The sequence below is a fragment of the Paraburkholderia sp. SECH2 genome, assembly GCF_030464795.1.
GTDB classification, from domain to species: Bacteria; Pseudomonadota; Gammaproteobacteria; order Burkholderiales; family Burkholderiaceae; genus Paraburkholderia; species Paraburkholderia aspalathi.
This window is the reverse complement of record NZ_JALPRH010000002.1, coordinates 558,013-582,634: the sequence shown is the minus strand read 5'-3', so window position 1 is coordinate 582,634 and position 24,622 is coordinate 558,013. Positions and strand designations below refer to the sequence as shown.

Below are 24,622 nucleotides of genomic sequence, written 5' to 3'. Positions count from 1 at the left end.
CTGCGTGGCTGGGAACGCTAACCGCCAACGCTATCGGCAAGGTTGATGCGCGGCAAGACACGCTACGACACGCCAAGGCCAGAAACAACTTGGGCCACGTGGGACGCCAAAACCACCAGCGTCCCGCATGGCCCAATCAAACTCAAATCAAAGCCGGGCTTCGACCCAACCCTTCACACCTGCCAGTGCCGCCGGCAGATTCGCCGGTTCGGTGCCACCCGCTTGCGCCATATCCGGCCGCCCGCCGCCCTTGCCGCCGACTTGCTGGGCAACGAAGTTGACCAGTTCACCAGCCTTGACCTTCTTGCTGGCGTCCGCCGTCACACCGGCGATCAGGCTCACCTTGCCGCCCTCGACCGAGGCCAGCACGATCGCCGCGCTCTTCAGCTTGTCCTTCAGCTTGTCGACCGTCTCGCGCAACGTTTTCACGTCCGCGCCCTCGAGCGTTGCAGCCAGCACATGCACGCCGGCCACTTCGATTGCCTGACCGGCAAGCTCATCGCCCTGGCTCGAAGCCATCTTCGACTTCAATGCGCTCAGTTCCTTCTCCAGCGACTTCACCTGGTCCTGCACCTGCACGATCCGCTGCGTCAATTCCGACGGCTGCGCCTTCAACACGGCCGCTGCCGCATTGATCCGCGCGTCGAGATCCTGCACGAAGCGCACAGCGTTGTCGCCCGTGATCGCTTCCACGCGACGGATACCTGCAGCCACGCCGCCTTCCATCACGATCTTGAAGAGTCCGATGTCGCCCGTGCGATGCACGTGCGTACCGCCGCACAACTCGCGCGAAAAGCCGAGGTCGAGCACACGTACTTCGTCGCCGTATTTTTCGCCGAACAGCGCCATCGCGCCGCCCTTCACCGCTTCGTCGAACGGCATCACGCGCACGATACCCGGCGCGTTCGCCAGCACTTCCGCGTTGACGATCGCTTCGACCTGACGGATCTGTTCGTCAGTCATCGGCGCGTTGTGTGCGAAGTCGAAACGGGTTTTGTCCGCATCGACCAGCGAACCCTTCTGCTGCACGTGCGAACCGAGTACTTCGCGCAGCGCCTTGTGCATCAGGTGGGTGGCCGAGTGGTTGCGCTCGGTGCGGGCGCGACGCACCGCATCGATTTCCGCCTTCACGACGTCGCCGACTTTCAGCGTGCCCTGCTCGAGGGTGCCGTGATGGCCGACCACGTCCGCCTGTACCTTCAGCGTATCGGCTACCGCAAAGCGCACGCTCGCGTTAGCCAGCACGCCCTGGTCGCCGACCTGACCACCCGACTCCGCGTAGAACGGCGTGTGGTCGAGCACCACGACCGCCTGCTGGCCGTGATTCACTTCCTTGACCGACGCGCCGTCGACATACAGCGCGATCACTTTCGCGTCGTCGAAGATGATTTCTTCGTAGCCGTGGAACGTGGTCTTCGCGCCCGAGTATTCGAGGCCCTGCGCCATCTTGAACTTGCCCGCCGCGCGCGCCTGTTCGCGCTGACGCGCCATGGCTTCGTCGAAAGCGGCTTCGTCGACCGTCACTTCGCGCTCGCGGCAGACGTCTGCCGTCAGATCCAGCGGGAAGCCGTAGGTGTCGTGCAGTTTGAATGCGAGTTCGCCGTCGAGCGTCTTGCCGCCCTTGGCTTCCAGATCGGCCAGCGCGCTTTCGAGAATCGACATGCCGTGCTCGATGGTCTCGAAGAAGCGCTCTTCTTCCTGACGCAGCACGTCGGTCACGCGTTGCTCGGCTTCCTTCAGTTCCGGATAGGCGCCGCCCATTTGCGCGACGAGGTCCGGCACCATGCGGTGGAAGAACGAACCCTTCTTGCCCAGCTTGTAGCCGTGGCGGATCGCGCGGCGCACGATACGGCGCAGCACGTAGCCGCGGCCTTCGTTGCCTGGAATCACACCGTCGACGATCAGGAACGAGCAGGCGCGGATGTGATCGGCGATCACCTTCAGCGAGTTGTTCGTCAGATCGGTCACGCCGGTTTCGCGGCCCGCGGCCTTGATGAGCGCCTGGAACAGGTCGATCTCGTAGTTGCTGTGAACGTGCTGCAGAACCGCGGCGATACGCTCGAGCCCCATGCCGGTGTCGACGCACTGCTTGGGCAGCGGCGTCATGTTGCCCTGGGCGTCGCGGCTGAATTGCATGAACACGAGATTCCAGATCTCGATGTAGCGGTCGCCGTCTTCCTCAGGCGATCCCGGCGGGCCACCCCAGATTTCCGGACCGTGGTCGTAGAAAATTTCCGAGCAAGGGCCGCACGGCCCGACGTCGGCCATCTGCCAGAAGTTGTCAGACGCGTAGCGCGCGCCCTTGTTGTCGCCGATGCGGATGATCCGCTCGACCGGCACGCCGACTTCCTTTGCCCAGATGTCGTGCGCTTCGTCGTCTTCGTGATAGACGGTGACCCACAGCTTGTCTTTCGGCAACTGGTACACGCCGGTCAGCAATTCCCACGCGTAGTGGATCGCGTCGCGCTTGAAGTAGTCGCCGAACGAGAAGTTGCCCAGCATTTCGAAGAACGTGTGGTGACGCGCGGTGTAACCGACGTTTTCCAGATCGTTGTGCTTGCCGCCGGCGCGCACGCTGCGCTGCGCGGTTGTGGCGCGCGCATACGGACGCGATTCCGCGCCGAGGAACACATCTTTGAACTGCACCATTCCCGAATTGGTGAAGAGCAGGGTCGGGTCGTTGCCGGGCACAAGGCTCGACGAGCGAACGATCGTATGGCCCTTCGATTCGAAGAACTTGAGGAATTTCTCGCGGATTTCGGCGGCTTTCATAGCGTGCGGGGGACGGGTTTGCCAGTTCCCTGGCTGTTACCGGCGGCATCATGGGGATGCGCCAACTGTTTGTTTCTTAAACGACTGATTATACGGGATCGGCGCCCATGCGCGGCGACGGGCCTGTCCCGCCTTGATCCCGATAGCCATTCGGCCAGGTTTGGCCGGGTAGCGAGTGACATGGCAAGGCGCGCCGCGCGTCCTATGCCGTTCGGCCGACTGCGCCGGCGCGCGGGAATCGCTTAAGATTGCCCCCATCCGCGGCGCCACGCGCGCCGATTTGGCATGGGACCGGAGTAAGCGCTAAAGCGCTAACTCCGGTCGACAAAGGAGACATTGAAGAATATGGGCGCTCTCAGTCATATCCGCGTGCTGGACCTCACACGCGTGCTCGCCGGCCCTTGGTGCGCGCAGACGCTCGCCGATTTCGGCGCCGACGTGATCAAGATCGAACGGCCCGAAGTCGGCGACGACACGCGCCACTGGGGGCCGCCGTACCTGAAAACGCCGGAAGGCGCCGACACACGCGAGGCCGCCTATTACCTCGCGGCGAATCGCAACAAGCGCTCGGTCACCGTCGACATCGCTTCGCCCGAAGGCCAGCGGATCATCCGCGAACTGGCCGCGCAAAGCGATGTGGTGCTGGAGAACTACAAGGTCGGGCAGTTGAAGAAGTACGGCCTCGATTACGCGTCGCTGAAGGAAGTAAAGCCCGATCTGATCTACTGCTCGGTGACCGGCTTCGGCCAAACCGGCCCGTATGCGCAGCGCGCCGGCTACGACTTCATCGTGCAAGGCATCGGCGGCTTCATGAGCATCACCGGCGAGCGCGACGGCCAGCCGGGCGGCGGTCCGCAAAAGGCCGGCGTCGCGATCGCCGATCTGATGACCGGCATGTATTCGACCATCGCCGTGCTCACGGCGCTCACGCATCGCGACCGCACGGGCGAAGGCCAATACATCGACATGGCGCTGCTCGACGTGCAGGTCGCGATGCTGGCCAACATGAATTCGAATTATCTGGCGAGCGGCCAGCCGCCCGTGCGTTGGGGCAATGCGCATCCGAACATCGTGCCCTACCAGACCTTCCAGACGAGCGACGGCTGGATCATCGTCGCGGTCGGCAACGACGGCCAGTTCCGCAAGTTCGTCGAGGCGGGCGGACGCCCCGAACTCGCCATTGACGAGCAATTCGCGACCAATCCGGCGCGCGTGCGCAACCGCGAAATCCTCGTGCCGATTCTGGCCGACATGGTGCGTCTGCAGGGCAAACAACAATGGATTGCCGCCCTGGAAGCAGCCGGTGTGCCGTGCGGACCTATCAACGATCTGGGCGAAGTGTTCGAGAACGAGCAGGTGGTGGCGCGCGGGCTGCAGGTCGATCTGCCGCATCCGTCGGGCGGCACGGTCAAGCTGGTGCGCAATCCGATCAATATGAGCGGCACGCCGCCCGAAGCACTGTCCCATCCGCCGACACTCGGCGAGCACACCGACAGCATCCTGCGCGATGTGCTCGGCTATGACGAGGCACGGATTGCGGCGTTGCGGGACCAGTCGGTGATTTGAGGCCCGGCTGCATTGTGGGCGAGTGGTCTGGCGGTCGGCTGAGGCGGTGGCAGTTTTCAGCGGAGCTGGCGATGGTGTCAGCTCACTCGCCGCCCGAATCTCAGCAAATCAGGCGATCACCGCTGCTCGCCTAACGAAGCCAGCCAGCGCCGCCCCTCTTCCCAATCGCCGAGGCCGCTGTCGGCATTGATGTGGCCGCGCGGCCCGATGTCTATCCAGCGGCTGCCCCACGCGCTCGCACACGTCTGCGAAAACGGCACACCGCCGTACGGATCGTCGCTGCTCGACACGACGATGCTCGCGAACGGCAGGCGCACAAGAGGCACCGGTGCAAAGCCGCTGGCGTCCTGCGGAAAATGTGCCCCGGAGGGATCGGGCACGGCCACCAGTAATGCACCGGCCACTTTGGCCAACTGCTCAGTGCTCGCGTACTGCGACGCCCAGAAAGCGGTCGCGAGGCAGCCCAGGCTGTGCGCGGCGAACACCACCGGCGATTCGGCTGCGGCCACTGCGGCGTCGAGCGTGCGGCACCACGCGTCGCGCGTCGGATGGTCCCAGTCGGGCATCTGCACGCGCACGAAGGCGGGATCGAGTGCTTCCCAAAGCGTCTGCCAGTGGCCCGTACCGGAGTTCTGGTAGCCCGGCAGCACGAGTACGTTTAGTTTTTGTCCGCTCATTGCGTTCCCCGTCGCAGTTCGTTTTTCAAGTTCGCTTTCACTCAATGCATCACGCGACCCACACCCACGCCGCGCGGATCCGCCGCCGGCTCGGGCGTCGTCCCTTCGACGCGGATCATCTGCACGTCGCCGTTAAACGACTGCCCTTCCACCGTGTAGCCCCCGGCTTTCAGCTGATCGGCCAACTCGCCCGTGATCGGATGATACGGCTCGAAATAGATCGTCTTAGGCGGCAACAACTGATGATGGAACCGCATCGCAGCCAAAGCGTCGGCAGGCGCCATGTTGAAATCGTACAGGTTAGTCATGACCTGGAAGATCGACGTCAGGATTCGCGAGCCCCCCGGCGTGCCGATCACGAGCGACACCTTGTTGTCCTTCAACAGGATGGTCGGCGTCATCGACGAAAGCGGCCGGCGTCCCGGAGCCACCGTGTTCAGATCGTCAGCCGTTGCGCCGGGCGTGCCGGCGGCAGCCGGTTTGGTGACGAAGTCGTCCATCGCGTCATTGAGCAGGAAGCCGCCGCCGTCCACCACCACGCCGGAACCGAAATCCCCGTTCAGCGTGTAGGTGTTCGACACGGCGTTACCCCACTTGTCGACCACCGAAAAATGCGTGGTTTGCGCTTTCTCCGGCATCACGTCGCCGAGGCCGCCTTTAACGGGCGTGGCGCCCGGCACTTCGTCGGGTTTCACTTCATCGGCGCGTTGCGCGAGGTAGGCGTCGCCGGTCAGTTTGTCGACCGGCACCTTGTACGAATCGGGGTCGCCAATGTATTGCTGGCGGTCGGCGAACACGCGGTCTTCGATCTGCGCGATCAGATGGATATACGGCTCGGAGTTCAACTCAAGGCCTTCGAACGCCGGCTTCAGATCTGCCTTCATCTTCAGCATCTGGATCAGCCCGACGCCGCCCGAACTCGGCGGCGGCGCGGTCACGACCTGGTAGCCGTTCCAGTCGGCGGTGAGCGGCTGACGCCAGACAGCCTTGTATTGAACCAGGTCCGGCTTCGTGACCAGACCGTGGCCGTACATCTGCTGCGCGATCAGATCCGCGGTGCGGCCTTCGTAGAACTCACGACCGCCGTCGCTGGCGATACGCGAGAGCGTTTGCGCGAGTTCCGGCTGGCGATACATCACGCCCGCCTTCAGGTTCGAGAAGTAGGCGTCGAAATTGGTCTTGCCGGCGAAACTCTTCGCCGCCGCGTCGTGACGCTGCTGCAACCCCTGGTCGACCTGGAAGCCGTCGGTGGCGTAACGGATCGCGGGCGCCAGCACCTGCTTCCATTTCAGCTTACCGAAACGCTGCTGCGCTTCCCACATACCCTCTACAGTGCCCGGCACCCCCACCGCGCGATGGCCGACGAGGCTCATACCCGGCACGAGGTTGCCTTTATCGTCGAGGTACATGTCGCGGGTCGCCTGTTGCGGCGCGCGCTCGCGGTAGTCGAGAAAATACGGCTTGCCGTCCATGAACAGGGTCATAAACCCGCCGCCGCCGATGTTCCCTGCGTCCGGACAGGTCACGGCCAGCGTGAAGGCGATCGCCACCGCGGCGTCCACGGCGTTGCCGCCGGCGGCGAAGATCTGCTGGGCGGTGTCGGCGCTGTAGCGATCCGGCACGGCCACCGCCGACGCGTCCAGCACGGCCTTTGGCGGCGGCGTTTTCGCGAGCGCGGGGGCCGGCGCGACGACGCTGCCGGCGAGCGCGGCGAACACGGCCGTAGCCGTCACGATCCGTGCGAAAGACAAAGGGGCAAAAGGCGCGCGAGGCGCGTCATGTGACGGGACGGACATCCGAGAAACTCCGGGAACTAGGAGCGCCATGTTGCACGAACGAAAAGCGTCCATGCCAGGGCGGCTCAATGGGTGAGGCGGCCTGCACACCCGGCAGCACTGCGCTCGGCGCTACACGGCGGGTACAGGCAGCGCAATCCGAAACGGCTTGAACGGGGGCGCGGGTGTGCGGCGAGGCTGTCTGGCTTGCGCCGCACGGGCGCAAAGTGGCGCCGGGGGAAAAATCCGTGGGCGAACATCATGTTGCCCGTGCGCGGCGCGTGGAGAGTGCGCCGCCCGCATCGTAAGTCGCCATGGACCGCGCAAACAAAACGTTTTACCTCCTGTTACAGCACATTAAACGCAGCTTGCAGGATCTCGTCCTGCCCCCAAAAACCGCCCGAAACCGCTCAAACGTTGGCTGCGCGCCGCACTCGCCTGCCGCGAGCGAACGCGTCAGGTAGAATTGACGGATAAGTGGGCGCATTGCGCGTCCCCGACAGACTTTCACCTTCTCGCATGAATACCGAACGCAACGACGCGCCAGCGGCATCCAATTTCATCCGCAACATCATTGACGAAGACAACCGCACCGGCAAGTGGGAGCAGCGCGTCGAAACGCGCTTTCCGCCCGAGCCGAACGGCTACCTGCACATCGGTCACGCCAAGAGCATCTGCCTGAACTTCGGCGTGGCGCGCAGCTACGGCGGCGTGTGCCATCTGCGCTTCGACGATACAAATCCGGAAAAGGAAAGCGTCGAGTACGTCGACTCAATCATCGACTCCGTGCGCTGGCTCGGTTTCGAGTGGGAAAAAGGCGGCAAGGAACAGCTCTACTTCGCGAGCGACTACTACGACAAACTGTACGAATTCGCCGAACTGCTGATCGAACGCGGCAAGGCCTACGTGGACAGCCAGTCGGCCGAAGAAATGCGCGCGAACCGCGGCTCGGCTTCCGAAGTCGGTACGCCGTCGCGCTTCCGCGACCGTTCGGTGCAGGAAAACCTCGACCTGTTCCGCCGCATGAAAGCCGGCGAGTTCAAGGAAGGCGAGCACGTGCTGCGCGCGAAGATCGACATGTCGTCGCCGAACTTCAACATGCGCGACCCGGTCATCTACCGCATCCGCTTCGCGCATCATTACCGCACCGGCGACACATGGTGCGTGTACCCGATGTACGACTACACGCACTGCATTTCGGACGCGTTGGAAAACATCACGCATTCGCTGTGCACGCTCGAATTCGAAGACCACCGTCCGCTGTACGACTGGATTCTGAACGAGCTGGCCGAAGCCGGAATCTTCACGCGCCCGCTGCCGCAACAAATCGAGTTTTCGCGCCTGAACCTGACCTACGCGATCACCAGCAAGCGCAAGCTGCTGCAACTGGTGACCGAAGGCCATGTCGAGGGCTGGGACGATCCGCGCATGCCGACCATCGTTGGTGTGCGCCGCCGCGGTTTCACGCCGGAAGCGATCCAGTTGTTCTGCGAGCGCATCGGCGTCACCAAGGTCGATTCGTGGATCGACATGAGCGTGTTCGAAGGCGCGTTGCGCGACGATCTGGACGACAAGGCGCCGCGCACTGCTGCAGTGCTCGATCCGGTCAAGCTGATCATCGACAACTTCCCTGAAGGCGTGACCGAGCCGTGCAATGCGCCGGTCCACCCGCATCACCCGGAAATGGGGGTTCGGGAATTCCCGATCTCGCGCGAACTGTGGATCGAACGCGAGGACTTCACCGAAACGCCGCCGAAGGGCTACTTCCGCCTGTTCCCGGGCAACAAGGTGCGCCTGCGCTACGGCTATGTGATCGAATGCATCGGTGCGGACAAGGACGAGAACGGCAACATCGTCGCCGTCCACTGCAACTACTTCCCCGACAGCAAATCGGGCACGGAAGGCGCGAACACCTATAAGGTCAAGGGCAACATTCACTGGGTCAGCGCAGCAGGCGCAGTTCCGGCCGAAGTGCGCATCTACGACCGCCTGTTCAAGGAACCGCAACCGGACGCCGGCGGCCGTGACTTCCTCGAAGCGCTGAATCCGGATTCGAAGCGCGTGGTCAACGCCTACCTGGAACCGGGTGCGCGCGACGCGCTGCCGGAACAGCGCTATCAGTTCGAGCGCCACGGCTATTTCGTCGCCGACCGCGTCGATTCGAAGCCGGGCAAACCCGTATTCAATCGCATCGTCAGCTTGCGCGACAGTTGGGGCAAGCCGGCGTAAGCTGGAGCCACTACAGCGCGAAGCGCATCTGACGTTGCCTGGCCGACGTCAATTACGGCGTGCATTTCGCAAGCGGGATGCACGCCGTTTTCGTTGCATCATGTTCCATCGACAGTGACAGCGCGGCATCCGTGCACGTGCGAGTCCAGGAGACCCGATGAAAGTTGCAGCCCGTCGCGGGGTAAGTGCATGGGACACGGCGCGAGGCGCGGCTCATACGCGTGCCGTTCCTGTTACGCACACAACCCGAGCCGCACGCGCCACGCATAGCATGCACAGCGTATTCGTAGCGCTGGTCGCGTTCGGCGCGGCATCGCTCGCCTGCGCCGCTCAAGCGGACGAACTCACCGGCACGCTGAAGAAAATCCACGACGATGGCGTGGTCGTACTCGGCGTGCGAGAAGCGTCGATTCCCTTCTCCTACTTCGACGGCACGCGCACGGTCGGCTACTCGCAGACCATCGCACTGCAAATCGTCGACGAAATCAAGAAAACGCTCGGCCTGCCGCAACTGAAGGTGCACGAAATCACCGTGACCTCGTCGAACCGCACGCCGATGTTGCTGAACAACCAGATCGATCTGGAATGCGGCTCGACCACGCATACGGTGGAACGCGAAAGCGCGGCCGCGTTCTCGAACAGCTTCTTCCAGTACGCGGTGCGCATGATCGCGCGCAAGAGCAGCGGCATTGCGGATTTTCCGGATCTGGCCAGCAAGACGGTCGTGACGACCGCGGGCACCTCCGACGAGCGCCTGCTGCGCCGCCTGAACACCGAGAAGCATCTGAACATGCGCATCACGAGCGCGCGTGACCATGCGGAAGCATTCAGCGCGGTCAAGGACGACCGGGCCGTGGCCTTCGTGATGGACGAGCCGATCGTGTACGGTTTCAAATCGACCGACCCGCACCCCGAAGACTTCGTGGTAACCGGCACGCCGCTCGGCTATGAGGTCTACGCCTGCATGTTCCGCAAGGGCGACGAGCCGCTGCGCACGCTCGTGAACGGAGTGATCGCACGCGGCCAGCTTGCCGGCGACGCCGAGCGTCTATACAACCAGTGGTTCACCCAGCCGATTCCGCCGCACGGCATCAATCTGAATTTTCCGTTGTCGGAACAGAACCGCACGCTGTTCGCGCATCCGAACGACCGCGCGCTCGACTGAGCGTGTAGGCCGTGCGCGTGGCGGGTACGGGTGGCGGCTAATGCCAGCGCCACAGCCCGACAACCCATCCACCGCTCTATAGCGTTCGATGCAGTTCCGCGAGTGAAAGCGTGGTCTGGAAAAGCCGTGTGAGACTGCGGCTCGCATACCGCTCGACTTCGTCCGGTGCGGTCCAGCGATATGCGTCCATTTCGGGAATCAGCGTGCCGTCGGAGCGGCGCGGAAACAGCGACGTACAGATGCACGAAGACAGATCGAGTTCGTCGGCCGTCGCACGCGCCGCGAACAGATGCAGATCCTTGTCGCGCCGGTAGACGAACAGTCCGAGATCCTTCAGGCGGCCGGCTTCGATCACGATACCGGTCTCCTCGACCATCTCGCGTAACGCCGTGACGTGTGGCGCCTCGCCCTCTTCGCCGTGCCCTTTCGGAACGTCCCAGTGAGACGTTTCGGTGGCGTGCGCGAGCAGCACCCGGCCGTCCGGGTCGAGCAGCACGATGCCGCACGAGACGACCCGCGCGCTCATCGACGCAATGCGCCGCAGGGGCGCACGGCCTCAGGCTGCGCCGGCGGCAAGCCGGCGCGCATTGTCATACCCGCCCGCACGCTCAGTGTTTCTTCTGCAATTGCCAGTTGCCGCTGCCCTGTTTGCAGAACTGCGGACGCAGGTTCATCGACTGCCCTTTCGCATTCAGCACGACGCCGACGTCGCGGCAGGTGCGTTCGCCATCCTTCGCGGTGCTGGCGATGCTGATCGTTGCGTCGATCTTCACGCTATTGCCGGTGCCTTCATTGACCCAGCTCACGCTTTCGCCGTCCTGCTTGTCGTTCAAGGCAGCGAACACGGCGTTCTTGATCGAGTCGACGTCGCGTTGCTTCATGTAGCTGATCGGCGTGTCGTTCAGAAACCCGAGGTTCGCCGCTTGCGCACCGATGGCGCCGGCAAGCAGCAGGCCACCGACGGTCAGGTGAAACAGGGCACGGGGTCGCATCGACATGAAGGGTTCTCCTCGAAGAGTGGTTCGGCGGTCTCGAGCGCGCTCACGGCAACTCGTGATCTGGACCCCAAAAGCATAGCATGTCGCCCTCGAAGTAGCCGCCCGGATGCGGCCTCGCAACGGCCTACGGCAACGTGTAGCGACCAGCTCCCTGCTCTGGGGAACGAACTGGCGCGACGACCGCTCAGACTTTTTAGGACGCGTCTCATATCTTCTTATGGAGCGTTTTCTTAAGATAGGTCTGTTGCGCTGTAGCGCTGATCAAGCTTCCACTGCCGCCCTATGGACATCTCGTCTGCTCTCGAAACCTTCACCGTCGCGCTCGCGCTCTTTTGCGTCGCGCTGGTGCCGTTCGCCATCGGCCGCGATCCGGGTCTTGCGCGGCGCATCGTGCAAATGGACAGCCTCCCTCGCGCACGCTGGCCAAATCTGCTGACACGCGCCGGCATTGCCTGCCTCCTCGTGTCGTTCGCACTTCTGCTGGTCGGCTGCTATTACATCATTGCCGGCGCAGGCTACTGACCACGCCCGCGGCCGCACATGCCGCCCAACCGGCCGCGCGCCAATCGCCCGGCGATCAATTCGCGGCAGTTTTATTTCCCGCCTGATTTCCCGCCTTATACCCATCCGTAAGCGTATTCAAAAACGCCACCACGTCCTTGATTTCAGCCTCGTCGAGCACAGGCTTATCACCCGGCTTGCGATCGAACGGCGGATCGGTATTCAGATTGGCCCAGTAACGCTGCGGCAGATCGTCGAACTTCTGCACTTTGCCCTTCACGACCGGATAAAACTTTTCCGGGTTCGTGTCGCGTTGCGCATAAAAACGCACGGCCTGATCCAGCGAATGATAGATGCCGTTGTGGAAAAAACTCTTCTTCAACGCGACATTGCGCAGCGTCGGCGTGCGGAAGATGCCGCAAAATTCGGCGCGACCCTTCAGGTCGGTACGCTCCGGCCCGCATGCGCCGAGGTCGTAGAAATGCGGATCGCGATTCACCTGCAGCGCGCGATTGCGCGGCACGCCGATCGCAATCAGACCGAAGTCGCTGAACTGCGGCGGCGCACCGTCCATGGTGCGCTGGCTGATGTGGCAGCTCGCGCAATTGCCCTTCTTTTCGTCGTTGAAGACTTCCAGACCGTGTAGTTCTGCCTTGGTCAGTTGCGTTTTGCCCGCCAGATACGCGTCGTACTTGCTGGTGTATGGGTAGAAAATCTCGGGCGCCTGTTCGAAGGTTTCCAGCGCTTGCAGCACGGCGTTGAAGGTGGCTTCGTCGCTATCGAAAATATGCGCGCCGAATGCCGTGCGGAAAGCCTCCGCATACGGCGCGGCCTTCACCGCCGCCGTGACCTTCGCCGGTGTGCTGCCCATTTCGAACGACGACAGCAGCGGAATACGCGCCTGGTCCGAGCCGCGGTCGACCCGCCCGTCCCACGTCAAGCCGCCGGTCGGCCCGGCATCCACGCTCTCATCGCCTTCGTCGTCCGACTCGTGATAGTGCTCGGCGAACGCCGGCACCGATTGCAGGTACTTGAGCGTCGGCGCGGCGCGCATGCCGGTGCGGTGCATGTCGTTGCCGCCCAGCTGTACCGACAGCGAATTCGCCGGCGAAAAACCGTGATCGGGGCTATGGCACGATGCGCAGGCCAGCTTGCCCGAGCCGGATAGCGACGCGTCGAAGAACAGTTGCTTGCCGAGGGCCGTCATCTGCCGCACGGATTCGTAGACTTGCGCGCGGGTCTGACCGGCTTCATGGGCCGCCACCTTGACGGCAGAAGCCGCCGCGGGCGTAGACGCCGGCGACGCGCTCGCCTGGGTCCCGACTTCGGCCTTGGCTCCTGCCGTCTGCGAACCTGCATCACACGCGGCCAGCGTCACGGTCATGGCCGCGAGCGCCATCGCCAGCACCGCGCCAATGCCCAGCGTCCCCACGCGCCGCCATGCCTGCGGCCGAACTGCCGTTTTCCGAATCCCCGCGAGACCAGGCCGCATATGAATGATGTGAGTTTGCGATATTGAAGTCCGCGAGCGTATTTCATCGACATGTCGTTTAAATGACATACAGCCGACGAAAATATCGAAACCCAAGCTATTCGTAATTAGTTACATGTTTCTGTCAAATTCCTTGTTCAAACTTTCGCTCGCGGCCATCCGTGTAAGCAATGCACGCGGCCCGTCCCCAACGCGAGAGAGAGAACACATACCAAATGAACAAGAAACTGATCTGCGCGGCGCCTATCGCGATCGCGGCAGCGTTGAGTCTGTATGCGTGCGGCGGCGACAATGTCACCGCGCCACCGGACATCACGTCGATCAAGACGGTCGTGGTGATCTACGCGGAGAATCGCAGCTTCGACAATCTGTACGGCAACTTCCCCGGCGCCAACGGTCTGCAGAACGTGACGGCGGCGAGCGCCACACAGTTGGACCGCAACGGTACGGCGCTCGCGACGCTGCCGCAAGTGTGGAACGGTCTGACCCAAACCGGCGTGACGCCGGTCGTGACGCAAGCGATGACGGCCAACCTGCCGAACAGCCCGTTCGCCATCGACGACCCGAATGGTTTCAACACGCCGATCACCGCCACGACGCGCGATCTGTATCACCGCTTCTATGAAAACCAGATGCAGATCAATGGCGGCAAGAACGACAAATTCGCCGCGTGGGCGGATTCCGGCGGCCTCGTCATGGGTCACTACACGCTCAACGCGGACAAGCTGCCGTTGTGGAAAATCGCCCAGCAATACACGCTGGCCGACAACTTCTTCATGGGCGCCTTCGGCGGCTCGTTCCTGAATCACCAGTGGCTGATCTGCTCATGCACGCCGACTTATCCGAATGCGGACAAGAGCCCGGCAGCCGCCTCGATCTCGTCGGTCGAAAGCGACGGCGTCACGCTGAAGCTCGCGACCAACTCGCCGGCGTCGGCGCTGAGCGGCCCGCCGAAATTCGTGCTCTCAGGCAACCTGACGCCTGACTTCTACGCAATCAACACGATGCAGCCGCCGTATCAGCCGAGCGGCAACAAGGCAGCTTCGGGCGGCGACGCCAACCTGGCCGACCCAACCGCAGCCACCACATTGCCGGCGCAAACACAACAGCACATCGGCGATCTGCTGAACAACGCGAAGGTGTCGTGGGCGTGGTACGGCGGTGCGTGGGGTGCGGCGGTCTCAGCGGCGCAAACCGGCGCGACGAATGTGATCTACGGCGCGAACCTGACGGCGCCGAATTTCCAGCCGCATCACCAGCCGTTCAACTATTTCGCCGATCTCGCACCGGGCTCCGCGAACCGTTCGCAGCATTTGCTCGACGGCGGTCTGGCTGGCTCCGAGTTCATCAAGGCGATCGACGCTGGCACGCTGCCGCAGGTGTCGTTCTACAAGCCGCAGGGCAACCTGAACGAGCACGCGGGTTACACCGACGTCGCCTCGGGCGACCAGCACATCGCCGACGTGATCTCGCATCTGCAGAAAAGCCCGCAGTGGAACAACATGCTGGTGGTCGTGACCTACGACGAAAACGGCGGCTTCTGGGACCACGTCGCGCCGCCGAAGGCCGACCGTTGGGGTCCGGGCACGCGGATTCCGGCGCTGATCATTTCGCCGTTCGCAAAGAAGGGTTTCGTCGATCACACGCAGTACGACACGACGTCGATCCTGCGTTTCATCACGCGCCGTTACTCGCTGCCGACGCTGCCGGGCATCTCGACGCGTGATGCCGCACTGGTCAGCAACGGCAGCAAGCCGATGGGCGACCTGACGGCCGCATTGAACATCAGGCAATAGTCCGCTAGCAACGACCCGCCTGACGGTGGGATCTTGACGGGGCAGCTTCGGCTGCCCTTTTTTGTGTTCGTCGCACGGATCACCCCACGGCGCGCGCGACTCGTTATGGACGCAAACAGCGACACAACGCGTTTGCACGACCGGCGTATGCTTCGACGCAGGACTCGATCATTCCCGCCCATGGCGGCTCGAAACCCATAGCAACGTGTTGCAGGTTTGCCCACCTATTCAGGAGCTCGACAGCATGACGGAAAAAATCATCAAGGTACCCGGCCCCGATCATCCGATTACGATCGAGCCGGACAAAGCCCACGTGGCGGTGACGGTCGCCGGCCGCGTGATCGCGGATACGCGCAATGCACTCGTGCTGCGCGAGGCGGCCTATCCGCCGGTGTATTACATCCCACGCAATGACGTCGAGATGACGCTGCTGGAACGTACCGATCACGCGACGTATTGCCCATACAAAGGCGATTGCGCGTACTACAGCATTCCGCTTGGCGGCGAGCGGGCAGTGAATGCGGTCTGGACCTACGAGTCGCCCTACGCGCCCGTGAAAGAGATCGCCCAGCACCTGGCGTTCTATCCGAACCGGGTCGATTCCATCGACGTGCAACCGGCGGAGTAAACGGCCTCGCGCGCATCGCAGCGGTGAGGCTTCGATGCGCGGCGCAAGGCTTTTGAAGTACGGCAGGAGGGACTCGAACCCCCCACCCTCGGCTTAGAAGGCCGATGCTCTATCCAGCTGAGCTACTGCCGTATTGACGTGAGGCGATGCAAACACAAACGTGACCAACCTGCATCGCCCGCAATGAGAACCCGTAGAGGGCATTGGAACCTGTGCTGTATGACCGCCACAGGGTTCATGGGATACCGAAATTCTAACTGACCGGGCCGAGGACTGTGGAAATCCGATCCGGCACACGGCAACGCTGATCGGCAATCACCACACAGCATCACAAAACAAACGGGCCCGACTCGTTGAGCCGGGCCCGGATTATAACCGATCGCTTCTTACCCGCCAGTCGCGCGCCAGCACGTGGCGGGCTGTAGCGGGCATGCCGAGCGCAATCAGACCGGCTGCGGATGCAGCATGAACCAGCCGAGGAACACGATCCCGGCGATCACGCAGTACACGCCGAACGAAGCCAGACGTCCGCGGCCTTCGAAATAACGCATCAGGAAACGCACGCTGAGATACGCGGCAATTGCGGTCAGCACGCCGCCGAGCAAGGCATCGGCGAGTTGGTCCGGAGCATGAAACAGTTTCGGCAATTCGAGCACGCCGGCAGCGAAGATGATCGGCGTGCCGAGCAGGAACGAGAACTCGGCGGCCTTCTCGGTCGTCAGGCCGGCCGCGTTACCGGCGATCATCGTCAGACCACTGCGCGAGAAGCCCGGAATCAACGCGCCGATTTGCGCGAGACCCACGAAAAACGCCTGACGGAAGGTCAGCTTCTCCGGCGCCAGATGCGCGCGCGAACGTTGCAGGCGATCGCCGAACCACAGCAGCACGCCGTTCACGATCAGCGCGGCTGCGACAATGCGCAGATCGTGAAAAATCAGCTCGAGACGTTTCTCAAGGATCAGCCCGACGAGGCCCGCCGGAATCGTGCCGATGATGAGCGCCCACATCATGTGCGCGTCGTCGTTGCGACGGCCGCCGAACGAAGCGAAGAAGCCACGCACCAGCGCGCACCAGCGCTTGCGGAAGTACCACAGCAGCGCGAACGCCGTACCGAGGTGCAACGCGACGAGGAACGGCAGCAGCTGCGGCGCGTGCTTGTCGATATGCATGCCGAACAGGCCAGGCACGAGCAAGGTGTGGCCGAGGCTGCTGACCGGGAACAGTTCGGTGACGCCTTGCAGCACGCTCAGGAAAATCAGAAACGACAGGTTCACGCGGCGGTCCTTGTAAGGAAAATGTCGGGGAACAGCGCGCCGCACAAGGAAATCGACGACGCGTCAAAAGCGCACCGATTATGCCTGGCTGCAAAGTCAGCGCCAAGCGTTTGAACCGCATTCGGGGAAATATTGATGCGCTGCGTCACAACTGGAAACGGTTGTTACGTCGCAGCAAAAGAAACAGAGCGCCGCCGGTGGCCGCCCTGCGTTTATGAGAAATTCAATGTACTGATGCGCGAGAGTTGCGCCAGGTCCGTGGTACTAGACCCGTTACCAGGCCCGCATTGACGGCCCGGCAGAAGGCGAAGCAGATGGCTGGACTAGCGCTCGAGCTTGTAGAAAAAGTAGACCGTGCTTGCCGCGAACATGCCGAACAGCGCCACACCCATTGCCATTGCGAGATCCATAAAGCCTCCTGAGCCGATCTCTCCCGGTGGTTGAAGGGACCGGGCAGTCAGTGGATTATCGACAAGGATAGTGCTTCCCGGCCACCCGCAATTTCCCGAGAAGGGTTTCCCCGTAGCGCAAAGCAGCGCAAAATCGTTGCTTCGCGAGCCGTTATGCAGCGCCATTCGAACGTTCACAACCCGCCTTCGAGCCGCGCTCCACTCACGCTTGAACCGCACCCAACCTTTTCTCAACCAGCCCATCGACCATGCCCCTCTCCCCACAACAGGACATTCTCGAGATCGCCCAGGACGCCTCCGTGCTCCGTTTCTCGCCGCAAGCCGGCGGCCGTCTTTTGTCGTGGATCATCGACGGCGAGGAGGTCATTCATTGGCCGGAGAACGCCGACTGGAGCCAGCCTGCCAGGATTCGCGGCGGCAACCCGTTGCTGTTTCCGTTTCTGGGCCGGCATCGCGTCGACGGCAAGATCGGCTTCTGGCGTGACGCACAAGGCACGGTGCGCGAATTGCCAATGCATGGTTTCGCACGCGACCTGCCCTTCGAAGCCCACGCCGACGTAAACGGCGCCGGTTTGCGCATGACGCTCGCCGACAGCGACGCGACGCGTAGCGGCTACCCATTCGGCTTCCGTTTCGAAGCGACATACCGGCTCGTCGATACGCATACGCTTGAAGTTACGCTGAGCACCGCCAATACCGGCGACACGCGGCTGCCCTACTACGCCGGCCATCACTTCTATTTCACGCTGCCGCACACGCAGCGCGCCGAGACCTCGCTGGAACTGCCGCCCACCGAACGGTGCTACCAGCAGAGCGACGGCTCGATCAGCACGACCGAGCCGGGCGCGGCCCGCTACACGCTCGACGAGGCGCGGATTCTCGACCGCTTCCATTGCCTCGTCGATGTGCCGAACCAACCGGTGCGACTCGTCGCGCCGGGACTGAACCGGGTCATCACGATCGATCTGCAACGGCCGGATTCGGTGCCCTGGTACGCGGTCACGACGTGGACCGAAGCCGCTGAGTCAGACTTTTACTGCGTCGAGCCGTGGCTGGGTCTGCCGGATGCGATCCACAACGGCCTGGGACTGCGCTGGCTCGAACCGGGACAAACCGAGGCAGCCGTACTCCGTATCAACGTCAGCAAGCTGCGCTGATGGCAGGTTTTCCACTCGTCGCGACGTAACGGGTTACGCGGCTTTTCGCCGCGTTCCCGCCTTGTGCGCCCGCCTCGACATCCGTTTTTCGGATGCTGCAGCGCAAAACCGTTAGAATCGGACGCTTTGCATCTACCTGCCGCGTGATCGGGATCGGCGCGTGGCAGCGCTTTGCGAGGTCCAATGCTTAACACAACAAGAATGAAACGGCTCGCCTGCGCGTCTTTGCTGGCGGTGCTTGCCGCCTGCGGGTCCGCTCCGGTGGGGCCAGGCTTTTACCGCGTCGAACGGGGCGATACGCTGTCGAAGATCGCGCGCAGCAGCCGGCAACCGGTGCAAAACATCGTGCGCTGGAACAACCTGACCAACCCGGACAGCATCGAGGTTGGACAGGTGCTGCGTGTCGCGCCGCCGGGCAATGTGGCGTCCACAGGTGGCGCCGCGGGTGGTGCAACGCGTAGCAGCGGTGCAGGAAGCGCGAGCGCTTCGGCGGCGCCCCGCGCGGCACCCGCCGATAGCGCGCCGTCGTCGGCACCGGCTCCGTCGATCTCGCTGATTTGGCCCGCTGACGGCACGGTGATCCGGCGCTTCGACGGCTCCAATTCGAAGGGCATCGATATTTCGGCGGCGGCGGGCACCCCGGTGGTTGCCGCGGCATCCGGCACGGTGGTCTATGCGGGTAACGGCTTGCGCGGTTACGGCAACCTGCTGATCCTCAAACACAACGCCGACTATCTGACGGCCTACGCGCACAACCGCGTGCTGCTGGTGAAGGAAGGCCAGTCGGTCGCCCGCGGCGATAAGATCGCCGAAATGGGCGACACCGACACCGACCGTGTCATGCTGCACTTCGAACTGCGCTATCAGGGCCGCTCAATCGACCCGTCGCGGGCACTGCCGGCGCGCTAGCCGCCCGGCTTCGGGCACGCGCCCTGCAACAGCAGTCAAGGGAACCGCGCGTGCTATAAAACGCCCAATCCTATGCATGACGCGGCTACATGCCGCGTCTTCCCCTGTTATCTGTAAGGAATCTGCAATGAAGAGCGCACTGGCGTCTTTAACAACGGCCGCGGCGATCGGCCTCGGCCTGCTGACGCTCGGCAGCCTCGGCGGCTGTTCCAGCACCACCACCATGACTTACCTGCCAAGCGGCGATACGGGCTTTGCAATCAACTGCAGCGGCAGTGACGCGAGCTCCAGTTGGGCCGAGTGCTACAAACGCGCGGGTGAGGTCTGCGGCAACTACGGCTACGACGTCGTTTCGAAGGACGTCGACAACGGCGCGACCTCGGGCGGCTCGGTCGGCGGAATTTTTGGTGCGAACGTCAAGAACCGGTCGATGGTGGTTCGCTGCAAGCAGTAGAAAGCAAACTGGTAACGCGATAACGCAGGCGCCAAGGCCGCTCGATCTGGCGGCGGCGCCAACGGCCAGAGCGCGGATTGACGCGTGCGGCGAATGCGAACAGCCCGCCGAGCGCAATTGGCCAGAGAAAAAAAAGCCCGGCACGAGGCCGGGCTAACGGGGGTTCGGCGCATATCGGCAAAGGACCGGTTCACCATGCGCCAGAAGGAAATCTAACAACCCCCTTTTACAAGCGCAATCTATTAATTTCGCGGGTAATGTGACGCGGCGTACGGAGTCCGCATTACGTGAAGAGAAAATGTCGGAAATAAGCGAGGTAAATAGCCTTGCCGGCCCCGTATGAAACCTCATAAAAGCGGCAAGTCAAAGTCGCGCGCGTGGTTCGCGAGGCCTTATAAATCAAGCACCTACCACCCGCCACCAGAAAAGCCTGACGAAAGCCGGTGGGTCGATTCCCGTGAGCCCCGCCCAGCATGATCCGGACGCTTTATGTATTGCGAACCTTTAGTGCGCCAACGCACCATACCGGTGTATTAGCGATTATTGAGAGACGCTAATAAGCAATCGCGTTTCCTCATAACAAATTCGCGAATAGCGAATACATTAAAAATCTTCAAATCCGCCGACAAATTGCGAACTTGAAAATCGACCACTGTTAATGAATCAAAGATTGGATGATATGCACAGGTCCTGATTCGTTCAAGCTGGCCGAATGGCTAAAATCGGCCAGCTTGCAGCGCAATCACATCACTCTCAGGCCCAGTTCGGTCACGAGCACCGCCGCCTGCTGATGCGAAATCGTCGCGCCCTTGAACAGTGCCGCATCGACGAGCCGCACGCCGCTCAGATCCGCCTCGCGCAGGTCCGCGCCGTCAAAGCGCGCGCCTTTCAGATGGGCATCCTTCAAGCTGCCGCCGTCGAAGATCGCCTCGCGGAAATCGACGCCGGCCAGATCGGCGTCGGAGAAATCGAGTTGCTGGAGAGTGGCCTTGCGAAACGACAAGCCGCGCAAATGCGCGCCCACCAGCAAGGTCTCGACAAAGCTCAAGCCGAGCGCCGTACAGGCTTCGAAATTGGCGCCCGTCAGCTTGCAGCTGTGGAACGACGCCGAGGCAAGCTTGGTGCGCCGCCAGCTGGTGTTGTTCAGATCGCTCGACTGGAACGCCGCATCGACCAGATCGGCCGACGCGAAATCCGCCTGACGGCCACGGCAACGAACCCAGCGCGTGTGCGACAGCGTCGCGCCGAAAAACGACGTTTCGACGATCGTACAGCGATGAAACTCAGCGCCGCGCAGATCGAGTCGCGACAGATCGGCGCCTTCGAAATCGCAGCCAGTGAAATGGAGCGGCTCTCTATTGCCGCCCAAACTCGTAACAATGAGGCGCTCCACATCGGTACGCGTGAGTGTGGCGTCGGCCACCACATGAGCTTGCGCGCTCGCAGCGCGCGCCGTTGAATCCAGTGACATGAAGGTTCAGAATGAATTTTGCCGAAAGACCTCAAGCGTACCGGAACGCGCGCCGCCCTGGCGATCCGCGCCGATGGTTTATAGTAACGGCCCCGTCAGAACCCGCTCACGATGACTTCCAACGACGCCACCCATAGCCCGCTGTACGCCCAGCTGCTCGCCGAAACCGCCAAAATCGGCTGGACCGAACTCGAACGCTTTTTCGCGCGCGGCATGCTGCTGCGCGTCGCACGCGACCTCGATCTGGTGAGCGTCGCCGAAGCCATCGCCAGCGACGACACCACGCAGGTCACGCAATGGCTGTCTTCCGGCCTCGTCGAACGCGTGCAGGCGGAAACCGCCGCCGATTTCGCCGCGCGCGATCCCGACCTCTGGGCAGTAGTCGTCTCGCCATGGGTGTGCGTGCAGGAACGTAATTGAGCGACCCCGCGCACGCCCCGAAGGAAGTCCCCTCGGGGAGCGGTGCGAGCGCGACGGCTCCCGCCGTCCCGGTGCACTGGCACCGCCGGGTGATGACGCTGGCGTTTCCCATCGTCCTCGCCAATCTCACCCAGCCGATTCTCGGCGCAGTCGACACCGCCGTCGCCGGCCATCTGGACGGTGCGTCCTATCTCGGCGGCGTCGCGCTTGGCGGCCTGTTCTTCAACTTCGTGTTCTGGGGCTTCGGCTTCCTGCGCATGGGCACCACCGGCCTCGTCGCGCAGGCGCACGGCGCGAGAGACCAAGCCGAGCTGCGCAATAACGTCGTACGTGCATTGTTGCTGGCGGCGGCGATCGGCGCTGCGGTGCTTCTGCTGCAAGCGCCGTTGATCGATTACGCATTGCGCGTGATCGGCGGCAGCGACGCGGTGCAGCGCCACGCGCAAATCTACTGCCACGCGCGTATCTGGGCCGCGCCGCTCGCGCTCGGCAACTACGTAGTGCTCGGCTGGCTGCTCGGTACGCAGCAGGTGCGGCTTGCGCTGCTGTCGCAAGTGTTCATCAACAGTGTGAACATCGCGGCGGTGCTGTTGTACGTGTACGTATTCGATTGGGGCGTGGCCGGCATCGGCGCGGCCACGGCCACCGCCGACGCACTCGGCTTCCTGCTCGGCGCCGCGTTGTTGTGGCACGGCCGGCCGCGCGGTTTGCCTGCGCTGAACCGCGCGGCCCTCTTCGACGCTGCCGCCCTCAAGCGCCTCGTGGTGTTGAATCGCGATATCTTCGTGCGCACGCTCTGCCTGCTGTCGTCGTTCGGCTGGTTCGCGCATCTCGGCGCGAAGCAAGGTGACGCCACGCTCGCCGCCAACGCGCTGCTGCTCAACTTTCAGACCTTCATGGCGTATGGCCTCGACGGCTTCGCTCACGCGGCGGAGGCGCTGGTAGGCGCTGCGATCGGCGCGCGCGACCGGCACGCTTTCGCGCAGGCCATCAAGGTGACGGCACTGTGGTCCGCGCTCGGCGCGCTGGGCTTCTCGCTGGTGTACTGGGGCGCGGGCTCATGGATCATCGAAGGTCTGACCAATCAGGCCCTTGTGCGCACCACGGCCGAAACTTATCTGCCATGGGCCTCGCTCTTGCCGGTGATTTCAGTGTGGGGCTTTCTGCTCGACGGCGTGTTCATCGGCGCGACGCGCACGCATGAGCTGATGACGTCGATGGTGGTCTCGTTCGCGGTGTTCGTGGCGGCCTCGTGGGCCTTGCTGGCGCTGTACGGCAACCACGGTTTGTGGGCCGCGATGCTGATCTTCATGGCCGCGCGCGGTGTGACGCTCGCGCGCTTTTTGCCGGGTGTCATGCGGGGCATGGCGGTGGCGGCGGTCTGAACGACAACGCCGCACACGCAGCACATCGTTACGGCTTGAAACAAGCGCACACATATCACGCGTGCGCGTCACCCTAGAATGATTGCAGCCCGCGCCGTTCGCGCGAATTCTCTGCGCGGGTCAGAAGCGCCGACGTGCCCGCGCCGGTGCTTCGCTTTCATTCCCTACAAGCGCTCAGGGCGCGGGCGCCATGACGGGCGGACGGTCGTCGGTAGGCACACCGTGATAGTCGACGGGATCTTTCGGCGGCGGGCCGCCATGATGGCCGGAAGGATCGTTGGCACAGCCGGCGAGCCCTGCGGCCAGCATCAATACAATCAACAAAACGCGGTTCATAGACTCTCGAAACAGAATGACAATAACGGCAACGAAGCGCCGAGAGTCTACCTGCAATTCACATTCGACGATGTCGCGGCAGGCCGCGTCACCCTGCTGCCCCTGCCATTTTGTTACGCGTGTCCTACTATAGAGGCACAGCTTGCGTGTCATAGGAGACTGCCATGGACGCTGAATCGATCGCAGGTCTGGTCGGACTTGCAATAGGCCTGCTCGTGCTGCTCGCACTGTCGATTTTCGAATCGAGAACCTACCGGCGCGAACATGACGGCGAAGGCATGCTGCATCACTGGATCACGCACCAGCACATGCCGCACTGGATGCGTCGCCGGCATTGAACAGATAAACCGGCGCGCCACACTGGCACCTTTTTTCACCCCGACGCAATTCGTGATTGACTCTGGCACCCAATGCCACGTAGAATCTCGGATTCGTCGGAGCGTAGCGCAGCCTGGTAGCGCATCTGATTTGGGATCAGAGGGTCGAAGGTTCGAATCCTTTCGCTCCGACCACGAAAAGCAATACGAAACCCGCGTAGCCTTCGGCTTCGCGGGTTTTTGCTTTTTGGGCGCGAGAGGTTCACGCGAACTGATGTGACCGTTCGGCACGCGCCATCGCCTTGCGCCCTCACAAGCTCGCATGCGACAGTGATTGAAAACCCGGCGCTGTTATCCACGCCGCAACCAGAGTCAAGGAGACACACATGAATCTGATCCTCTGGCGTCACGCCGAAGCCGAAGATTTCGCCGCTAGCGATCTCGCCCGCGCACTCACCACGCGGGGCCGCAAACAGGCGCAAAACGTCGCCAAATGGCTGCGCACCCGCCTGCCCGAAGACGCTGTGGTCCTCGCGAGTCCTGCGGTGCGCACCATCCAGACCGCGGAAACCTTGAGCGACCAATATCGCGTGGTGCGCGAGCTCGCGCCTAACGCCAGCGCAGACGATGTGCTCGAGGCCGCTGGCTGGTCAAAAGGTATCGCACCGACTGTCGTGATCGTCGGCCATCAACCGACGCTCGGCCACGTGGCGGCACGTTTGCTCGGCAACAGCGGGGCGAGTTGGCCATTGAAGAAAGCCGGCCTGTGGTGGATCGAAAGCCGTGAGCGCGACGGCGACGACCAGGCCGTGCTGCGCGCGGCGATGAGCCCCGATCTGATCTGAGCTAAACTGAGGCGATCAGCTCACGCAACCTGGTACTCAAAGAGG

General features: G+C 62.8%; 23 protein-coding genes and 2 tRNA genes. 14 read left to right on the top strand and 11 right to left on the bottom strand.

Features of this window, described 5'->3' with window-relative positions; genetic code table 11:
- Positions 1 to 147: 147 nt before the first annotated feature.
- Positions 148 to 2,772 carry an alanine--tRNA ligase gene (gene alaS, locus M0D66_RS07085; protein WP_266210417.1) on the bottom strand — a complete coding sequence of 875 codons (2,625 nt, stop codon included), beginning with the start codon at positions 2,770 to 2,772 and terminating at the stop codon, positions 148 to 150.
- A 345-nt stretch (positions 2,773 to 3,117) separates the two neighbouring features.
- On the opposite strand from alaS, the gene M0D66_RS07080 reads away from it, so the two are divergent.
- Positions 3,118 to 4,338 carry a CaiB/BaiF CoA-transferase family protein gene (locus M0D66_RS07080; RefSeq protein WP_266210416.1) on the top strand — a complete coding sequence of 407 codons (1,221 nt, stop codon included), beginning with the start codon at positions 3,118 to 3,120 and terminating at the stop codon, positions 4,336 to 4,338.
- Between the two features lie 116 nt (positions 4,339 to 4,454).
- Here M0D66_RS07080 and M0D66_RS07075 read toward each other — a convergent pair whose 3' ends face one another.
- On the bottom strand, positions 4,455 to 5,015 hold the full coding sequence (locus tag M0D66_RS07075) for an alpha/beta hydrolase (protein WP_266210415.1): 561 nt from the start codon (positions 5,013 to 5,015) through the stop codon (positions 4,455 to 4,457).
- Between the two features lie 41 nt (positions 5,016 to 5,056).
- The gene (ggt, locus tag M0D66_RS07070) at positions 5,057 to 6,811 is read right to left on the bottom strand and encodes a gamma-glutamyltransferase (protein ID WP_266210414.1); all 1,755 of its coding nucleotides are present in this window, start codon (positions 6,809 to 6,811) and stop codon (positions 5,057 to 5,059) included.
- 498 nt (positions 6,812 to 7,309) lie between these two features.
- Between ggt and M0D66_RS07065 the strand changes: the two genes are divergently transcribed.
- Together M0D66_RS07065 and M0D66_RS07060 are read left to right on the top strand one after the other, a co-directional pair.
- Complete coding sequence (locus tag M0D66_RS07065) at positions 7,310 to 9,019, top strand: glutamine--tRNA ligase/YqeY domain fusion protein (protein ID WP_200618425.1); 1,710 nt, start codon at positions 7,310 to 7,312, stop codon at positions 9,017 to 9,019.
- Between the two features lie 271 nt (positions 9,020 to 9,290).
- The gene (locus M0D66_RS07060) at positions 9,291 to 10,184 is read left to right on the top strand and encodes a transporter substrate-binding domain-containing protein (RefSeq protein WP_093640274.1); all 894 of its coding nucleotides are present in this window, start codon (positions 9,291 to 9,293) and stop codon (positions 10,182 to 10,184) included.
- Positions 10,185 to 10,260: 76 nt separating this feature from the next.
- On the opposite strand, the gene M0D66_RS07055 is transcribed toward M0D66_RS07060, so the two are convergent.
- Positions 10,261 to 10,710 (bottom strand): NUDIX hydrolase, encoded by a 450-nt coding sequence (locus tag M0D66_RS07055; protein WP_093640277.1) that lies wholly within the window; start codon positions 10,708 to 10,710, stop codon positions 10,261 to 10,263.
- An 82-nt stretch (positions 10,711 to 10,792) separates the two neighbouring features.
- On the bottom strand, positions 10,793 to 11,182 hold the full coding sequence (locus M0D66_RS07050) for an RT0821/Lpp0805 family surface protein (protein WP_266210413.1): 390 nt from the start codon (positions 11,180 to 11,182) through the stop codon (positions 10,793 to 10,795).
- Positions 11,183 to 11,464: 282 nt separating this feature from the next.
- Here M0D66_RS07050 and M0D66_RS07045 point away from each other — a divergent pair, with 282 nt between their 5' ends.
- Positions 11,465 to 11,704: a hypothetical protein gene (locus M0D66_RS07045; RefSeq protein WP_266210412.1), complete on the top strand. Its 240-nt coding sequence runs from the start codon at positions 11,465 to 11,467 to the stop codon at positions 11,702 to 11,704.
- A 55-nt stretch (positions 11,705 to 11,759) separates the two neighbouring features.
- Here the strand turns inward: M0D66_RS07045 and M0D66_RS07040 are convergent, their stop codons facing one another.
- The gene (locus tag M0D66_RS07040) at positions 11,760 to 13,175 is read right to left on the bottom strand and encodes a cytochrome-c peroxidase (protein WP_266210411.1); all 1,416 of its coding nucleotides are present in this window, start codon (positions 13,173 to 13,175) and stop codon (positions 11,760 to 11,762) included.
- Positions 13,176 to 13,390: 215 nt separating this feature from the next.
- Here M0D66_RS07040 and M0D66_RS07035 point away from each other — a divergent pair, with 215 nt between their 5' ends.
- Positions 13,391 to 14,971: an acid phosphatase gene (locus M0D66_RS07035; protein WP_200652460.1), complete on the top strand. Its 1,581-nt coding sequence runs from the start codon at positions 13,391 to 13,393 to the stop codon at positions 14,969 to 14,971.
- Between the two features lie 244 nt (positions 14,972 to 15,215).
- Entirely contained in the window at positions 15,216 to 15,599 is a 384-nt protein-coding gene (locus M0D66_RS07030; protein WP_266210410.1) for a DUF427 domain-containing protein, read from the top strand.
- Between the two features lie 58 nt (positions 15,600 to 15,657).
- On the opposite strand, the gene M0D66_RS07025 is transcribed toward M0D66_RS07030, so the two are convergent.
- From M0D66_RS07025 to M0D66_RS07015, 3 genes are all read right to left on the bottom strand, one after another.
- Positions 15,658 to 15,731: transfer RNA gene (locus M0D66_RS07025), tRNA-Arg, on the bottom strand.
- Positions 15,732 to 16,042: 311 nt separating this feature from the next.
- On the bottom strand, positions 16,043 to 16,873 hold the full coding sequence (locus tag M0D66_RS07020; protein ID WP_093640294.1) for an undecaprenyl-diphosphate phosphatase: 831 nt from the start codon (positions 16,871 to 16,873) through the stop codon (positions 16,043 to 16,045).
- Between the two features lie 323 nt (positions 16,874 to 17,196).
- Positions 17,197 to 17,448 carry a hypothetical protein gene (locus M0D66_RS07015; RefSeq protein WP_143131754.1) on the bottom strand — a complete coding sequence of 84 codons (252 nt, stop codon included), beginning with the start codon at positions 17,446 to 17,448 and terminating at the stop codon, positions 17,197 to 17,199.
- A gap of 83 nt (positions 17,449 to 17,531) precedes the next feature.
- Here M0D66_RS07015 and M0D66_RS07010 point away from each other — a divergent pair, with 83 nt between their 5' ends.
- The 3 genes from M0D66_RS07010 to M0D66_RS07000 all read left to right on the top strand — a co-directional run bounded on the left by M0D66_RS07010 (position 17,532) and on the right by M0D66_RS07000 (position 19,803).
- Positions 17,532 to 18,440 (top strand): aldose epimerase, encoded by a 909-nt coding sequence (locus tag M0D66_RS07010; RefSeq protein ID WP_093640297.1) that lies wholly within the window; start codon positions 17,532 to 17,534, stop codon positions 18,438 to 18,440.
- Positions 18,441 to 18,623: 183 nt separating this feature from the next.
- Entirely contained in the window at positions 18,624 to 19,349 is a 726-nt protein-coding gene (locus tag M0D66_RS07005) for a peptidoglycan DD-metalloendopeptidase family protein (protein ID WP_266210409.1), read from the top strand.
- A 127-nt stretch (positions 19,350 to 19,476) separates the two neighbouring features.
- Positions 19,477 to 19,803 (top strand): hypothetical protein, encoded by a 327-nt coding sequence (locus M0D66_RS07000; RefSeq protein WP_093640302.1) that lies wholly within the window; start codon positions 19,477 to 19,479, stop codon positions 19,801 to 19,803.
- 742 nt (positions 19,804 to 20,545) lie between these two features.
- On the opposite strand, the gene M0D66_RS06995 is transcribed toward M0D66_RS07000, so the two are convergent.
- Positions 20,546 to 21,274, bottom strand: a complete 729-nt coding sequence (locus M0D66_RS06995; protein ID WP_266210408.1) for a pentapeptide repeat-containing protein — start codon at positions 21,272 to 21,274, stop codon at positions 20,546 to 20,548.
- 111 nt (positions 21,275 to 21,385) lie between these two features.
- Here M0D66_RS06995 and M0D66_RS06990 point away from each other — a divergent pair, with 111 nt between their 5' ends.
- Together M0D66_RS06990 and M0D66_RS06985 are read left to right on the top strand one after the other, a co-directional pair.
- Positions 21,386 to 21,694: a DUF2288 domain-containing protein gene (locus tag M0D66_RS06990; RefSeq protein WP_093640308.1), complete on the top strand. Its 309-nt coding sequence runs from the start codon at positions 21,386 to 21,388 to the stop codon at positions 21,692 to 21,694.
- A gap of 92 nt (positions 21,695 to 21,786) precedes the next feature.
- Positions 21,787 to 23,079, top strand: a complete 1,293-nt coding sequence (locus M0D66_RS06985; protein WP_266210428.1) for an MATE family efflux transporter — start codon at positions 21,787 to 21,789, stop codon at positions 23,077 to 23,079.
- A gap of 174 nt (positions 23,080 to 23,253) precedes the next feature.
- Here the strand turns inward: M0D66_RS06985 and M0D66_RS06980 are convergent, their stop codons facing one another.
- Entirely contained in the window at positions 23,254 to 23,568 is a 315-nt protein-coding gene (locus M0D66_RS06980) for a hypothetical protein (RefSeq protein WP_266210430.1), read from the bottom strand.
- 11 nt (positions 23,569 to 23,579) lie between these two features.
- On the opposite strand from M0D66_RS06980, the gene M0D66_RS06975 reads away from it, so the two are divergent.
- The 3 genes from M0D66_RS06975 (at position 23,580) to sixA (ending at position 24,577) form a co-directional block, all read left to right on the top strand.
- Positions 23,580 to 23,753: a hypothetical protein gene (locus tag M0D66_RS06975; protein ID WP_200618403.1), complete on the top strand. Its 174-nt coding sequence runs from the start codon at positions 23,580 to 23,582 to the stop codon at positions 23,751 to 23,753.
- Between the two features lie 97 nt (positions 23,754 to 23,850).
- Positions 23,851 to 23,927: transfer RNA gene (locus tag M0D66_RS06970), tRNA-Pro, on the top strand.
- A gap of 191 nt (positions 23,928 to 24,118) precedes the next feature.
- Entirely contained in the window at positions 24,119 to 24,577 is a 459-nt protein-coding gene (gene sixA, locus M0D66_RS06965) for a phosphohistidine phosphatase SixA (protein WP_200618402.1), read from the top strand.
- Positions 24,578 to 24,622: the final 45 nt, after the last annotated feature.

Excerpts from the sequence above, each read along its gene's own strand:
- alaS (WP_266210417.1), bottom strand. The coding sequence starts at position 2,772 with ATGAAAGCCGCCGAAATCCGCGAGAAATTCCTCAAGTTCTTCGAATCG.
- M0D66_RS07080 (WP_266210416.1), top strand. The coding sequence starts at position 3,118 with ATGGGCGCTCTCAGTCATATCCGCGTGCTGGACCTCACACGCGTGCTC.
- M0D66_RS07075 (WP_266210415.1), bottom strand. The coding sequence starts at position 5,015 with ATGAGCGGACAAAAACTAAACGTACTCGTGCTGCCGGGCTACCAGAAC.
- ggt (WP_266210414.1), bottom strand. The coding sequence starts at position 6,811 with ATGTCCGTCCCGTCACATGACGCGCCTCGCGCGCCTTTTGCCCCTTTG.
- M0D66_RS07065 (WP_200618425.1), top strand. The coding sequence starts at position 7,310 with ATGAATACCGAACGCAACGACGCGCCAGCGGCATCCAATTTCATCCGC.
- M0D66_RS07060 (WP_093640274.1), top strand. The coding sequence starts at position 9,291 with ATGCACAGCGTATTCGTAGCGCTGGTCGCGTTCGGCGCGGCATCGCTC.
- M0D66_RS07055 (WP_093640277.1), bottom strand. The coding sequence starts at position 10,710 with ATGAGCGCGCGGGTCGTCTCGTGCGGCATCGTGCTGCTCGACCCGGAC.
- M0D66_RS07050 (WP_266210413.1), bottom strand. The coding sequence starts at position 11,182 with ATGTCGATGCGACCCCGTGCCCTGTTTCACCTGACCGTCGGTGGCCTG.
- M0D66_RS07045 (WP_266210412.1), top strand. The coding sequence starts at position 11,465 with ATGGACATCTCGTCTGCTCTCGAAACCTTCACCGTCGCGCTCGCGCTC.
- M0D66_RS07040 (WP_266210411.1), bottom strand. The coding sequence starts at position 13,175 with ATGCGGCCTGGTCTCGCGGGGATTCGGAAAACGGCAGTTCGGCCGCAG.
- M0D66_RS07035 (WP_200652460.1), top strand. The coding sequence starts at position 13,391 with ATGAACAAGAAACTGATCTGCGCGGCGCCTATCGCGATCGCGGCAGCG.
- M0D66_RS07030 (WP_266210410.1), top strand. The coding sequence starts at position 15,216 with ATGACGGAAAAAATCATCAAGGTACCCGGCCCCGATCATCCGATTACG.
- M0D66_RS07015 (WP_143131754.1), bottom strand. The coding sequence starts at position 17,448 with ATGGCGCTGCATAACGGCTCGCGAAGCAACGATTTTGCGCTGCTTTGC.
- M0D66_RS07010 (WP_093640297.1), top strand. The coding sequence starts at position 17,532 with ATGCCCCTCTCCCCACAACAGGACATTCTCGAGATCGCCCAGGACGCC.
- M0D66_RS07005 (WP_266210409.1), top strand. The coding sequence starts at position 18,624 with ATGCTTAACACAACAAGAATGAAACGGCTCGCCTGCGCGTCTTTGCTG.
- M0D66_RS07000 (WP_093640302.1), top strand. The coding sequence starts at position 19,477 with ATGAAGAGCGCACTGGCGTCTTTAACAACGGCCGCGGCGATCGGCCTC.
- M0D66_RS06995 (WP_266210408.1), bottom strand. The coding sequence starts at position 21,274 with ATGTCACTGGATTCAACGGCGCGCGCTGCGAGCGCGCAAGCTCATGTG.
- M0D66_RS06990 (WP_093640308.1), top strand. The coding sequence starts at position 21,386 with ATGACTTCCAACGACGCCACCCATAGCCCGCTGTACGCCCAGCTGCTC.
- M0D66_RS06985 (WP_266210428.1), top strand. The coding sequence starts at position 21,787 with ATGACGCTGGCGTTTCCCATCGTCCTCGCCAATCTCACCCAGCCGATT.
- M0D66_RS06980 (WP_266210430.1), bottom strand. The coding sequence starts at position 23,568 with ATGACACGCAAGCTGTGCCTCTATAGTAGGACACGCGTAACAAAATGG.
- M0D66_RS06975 (WP_200618403.1), top strand. The coding sequence starts at position 23,580 with ATGGACGCTGAATCGATCGCAGGTCTGGTCGGACTTGCAATAGGCCTG.
- sixA (WP_200618402.1), top strand. The coding sequence starts at position 24,119 with ATGAATCTGATCCTCTGGCGTCACGCCGAAGCCGAAGATTTCGCCGCT.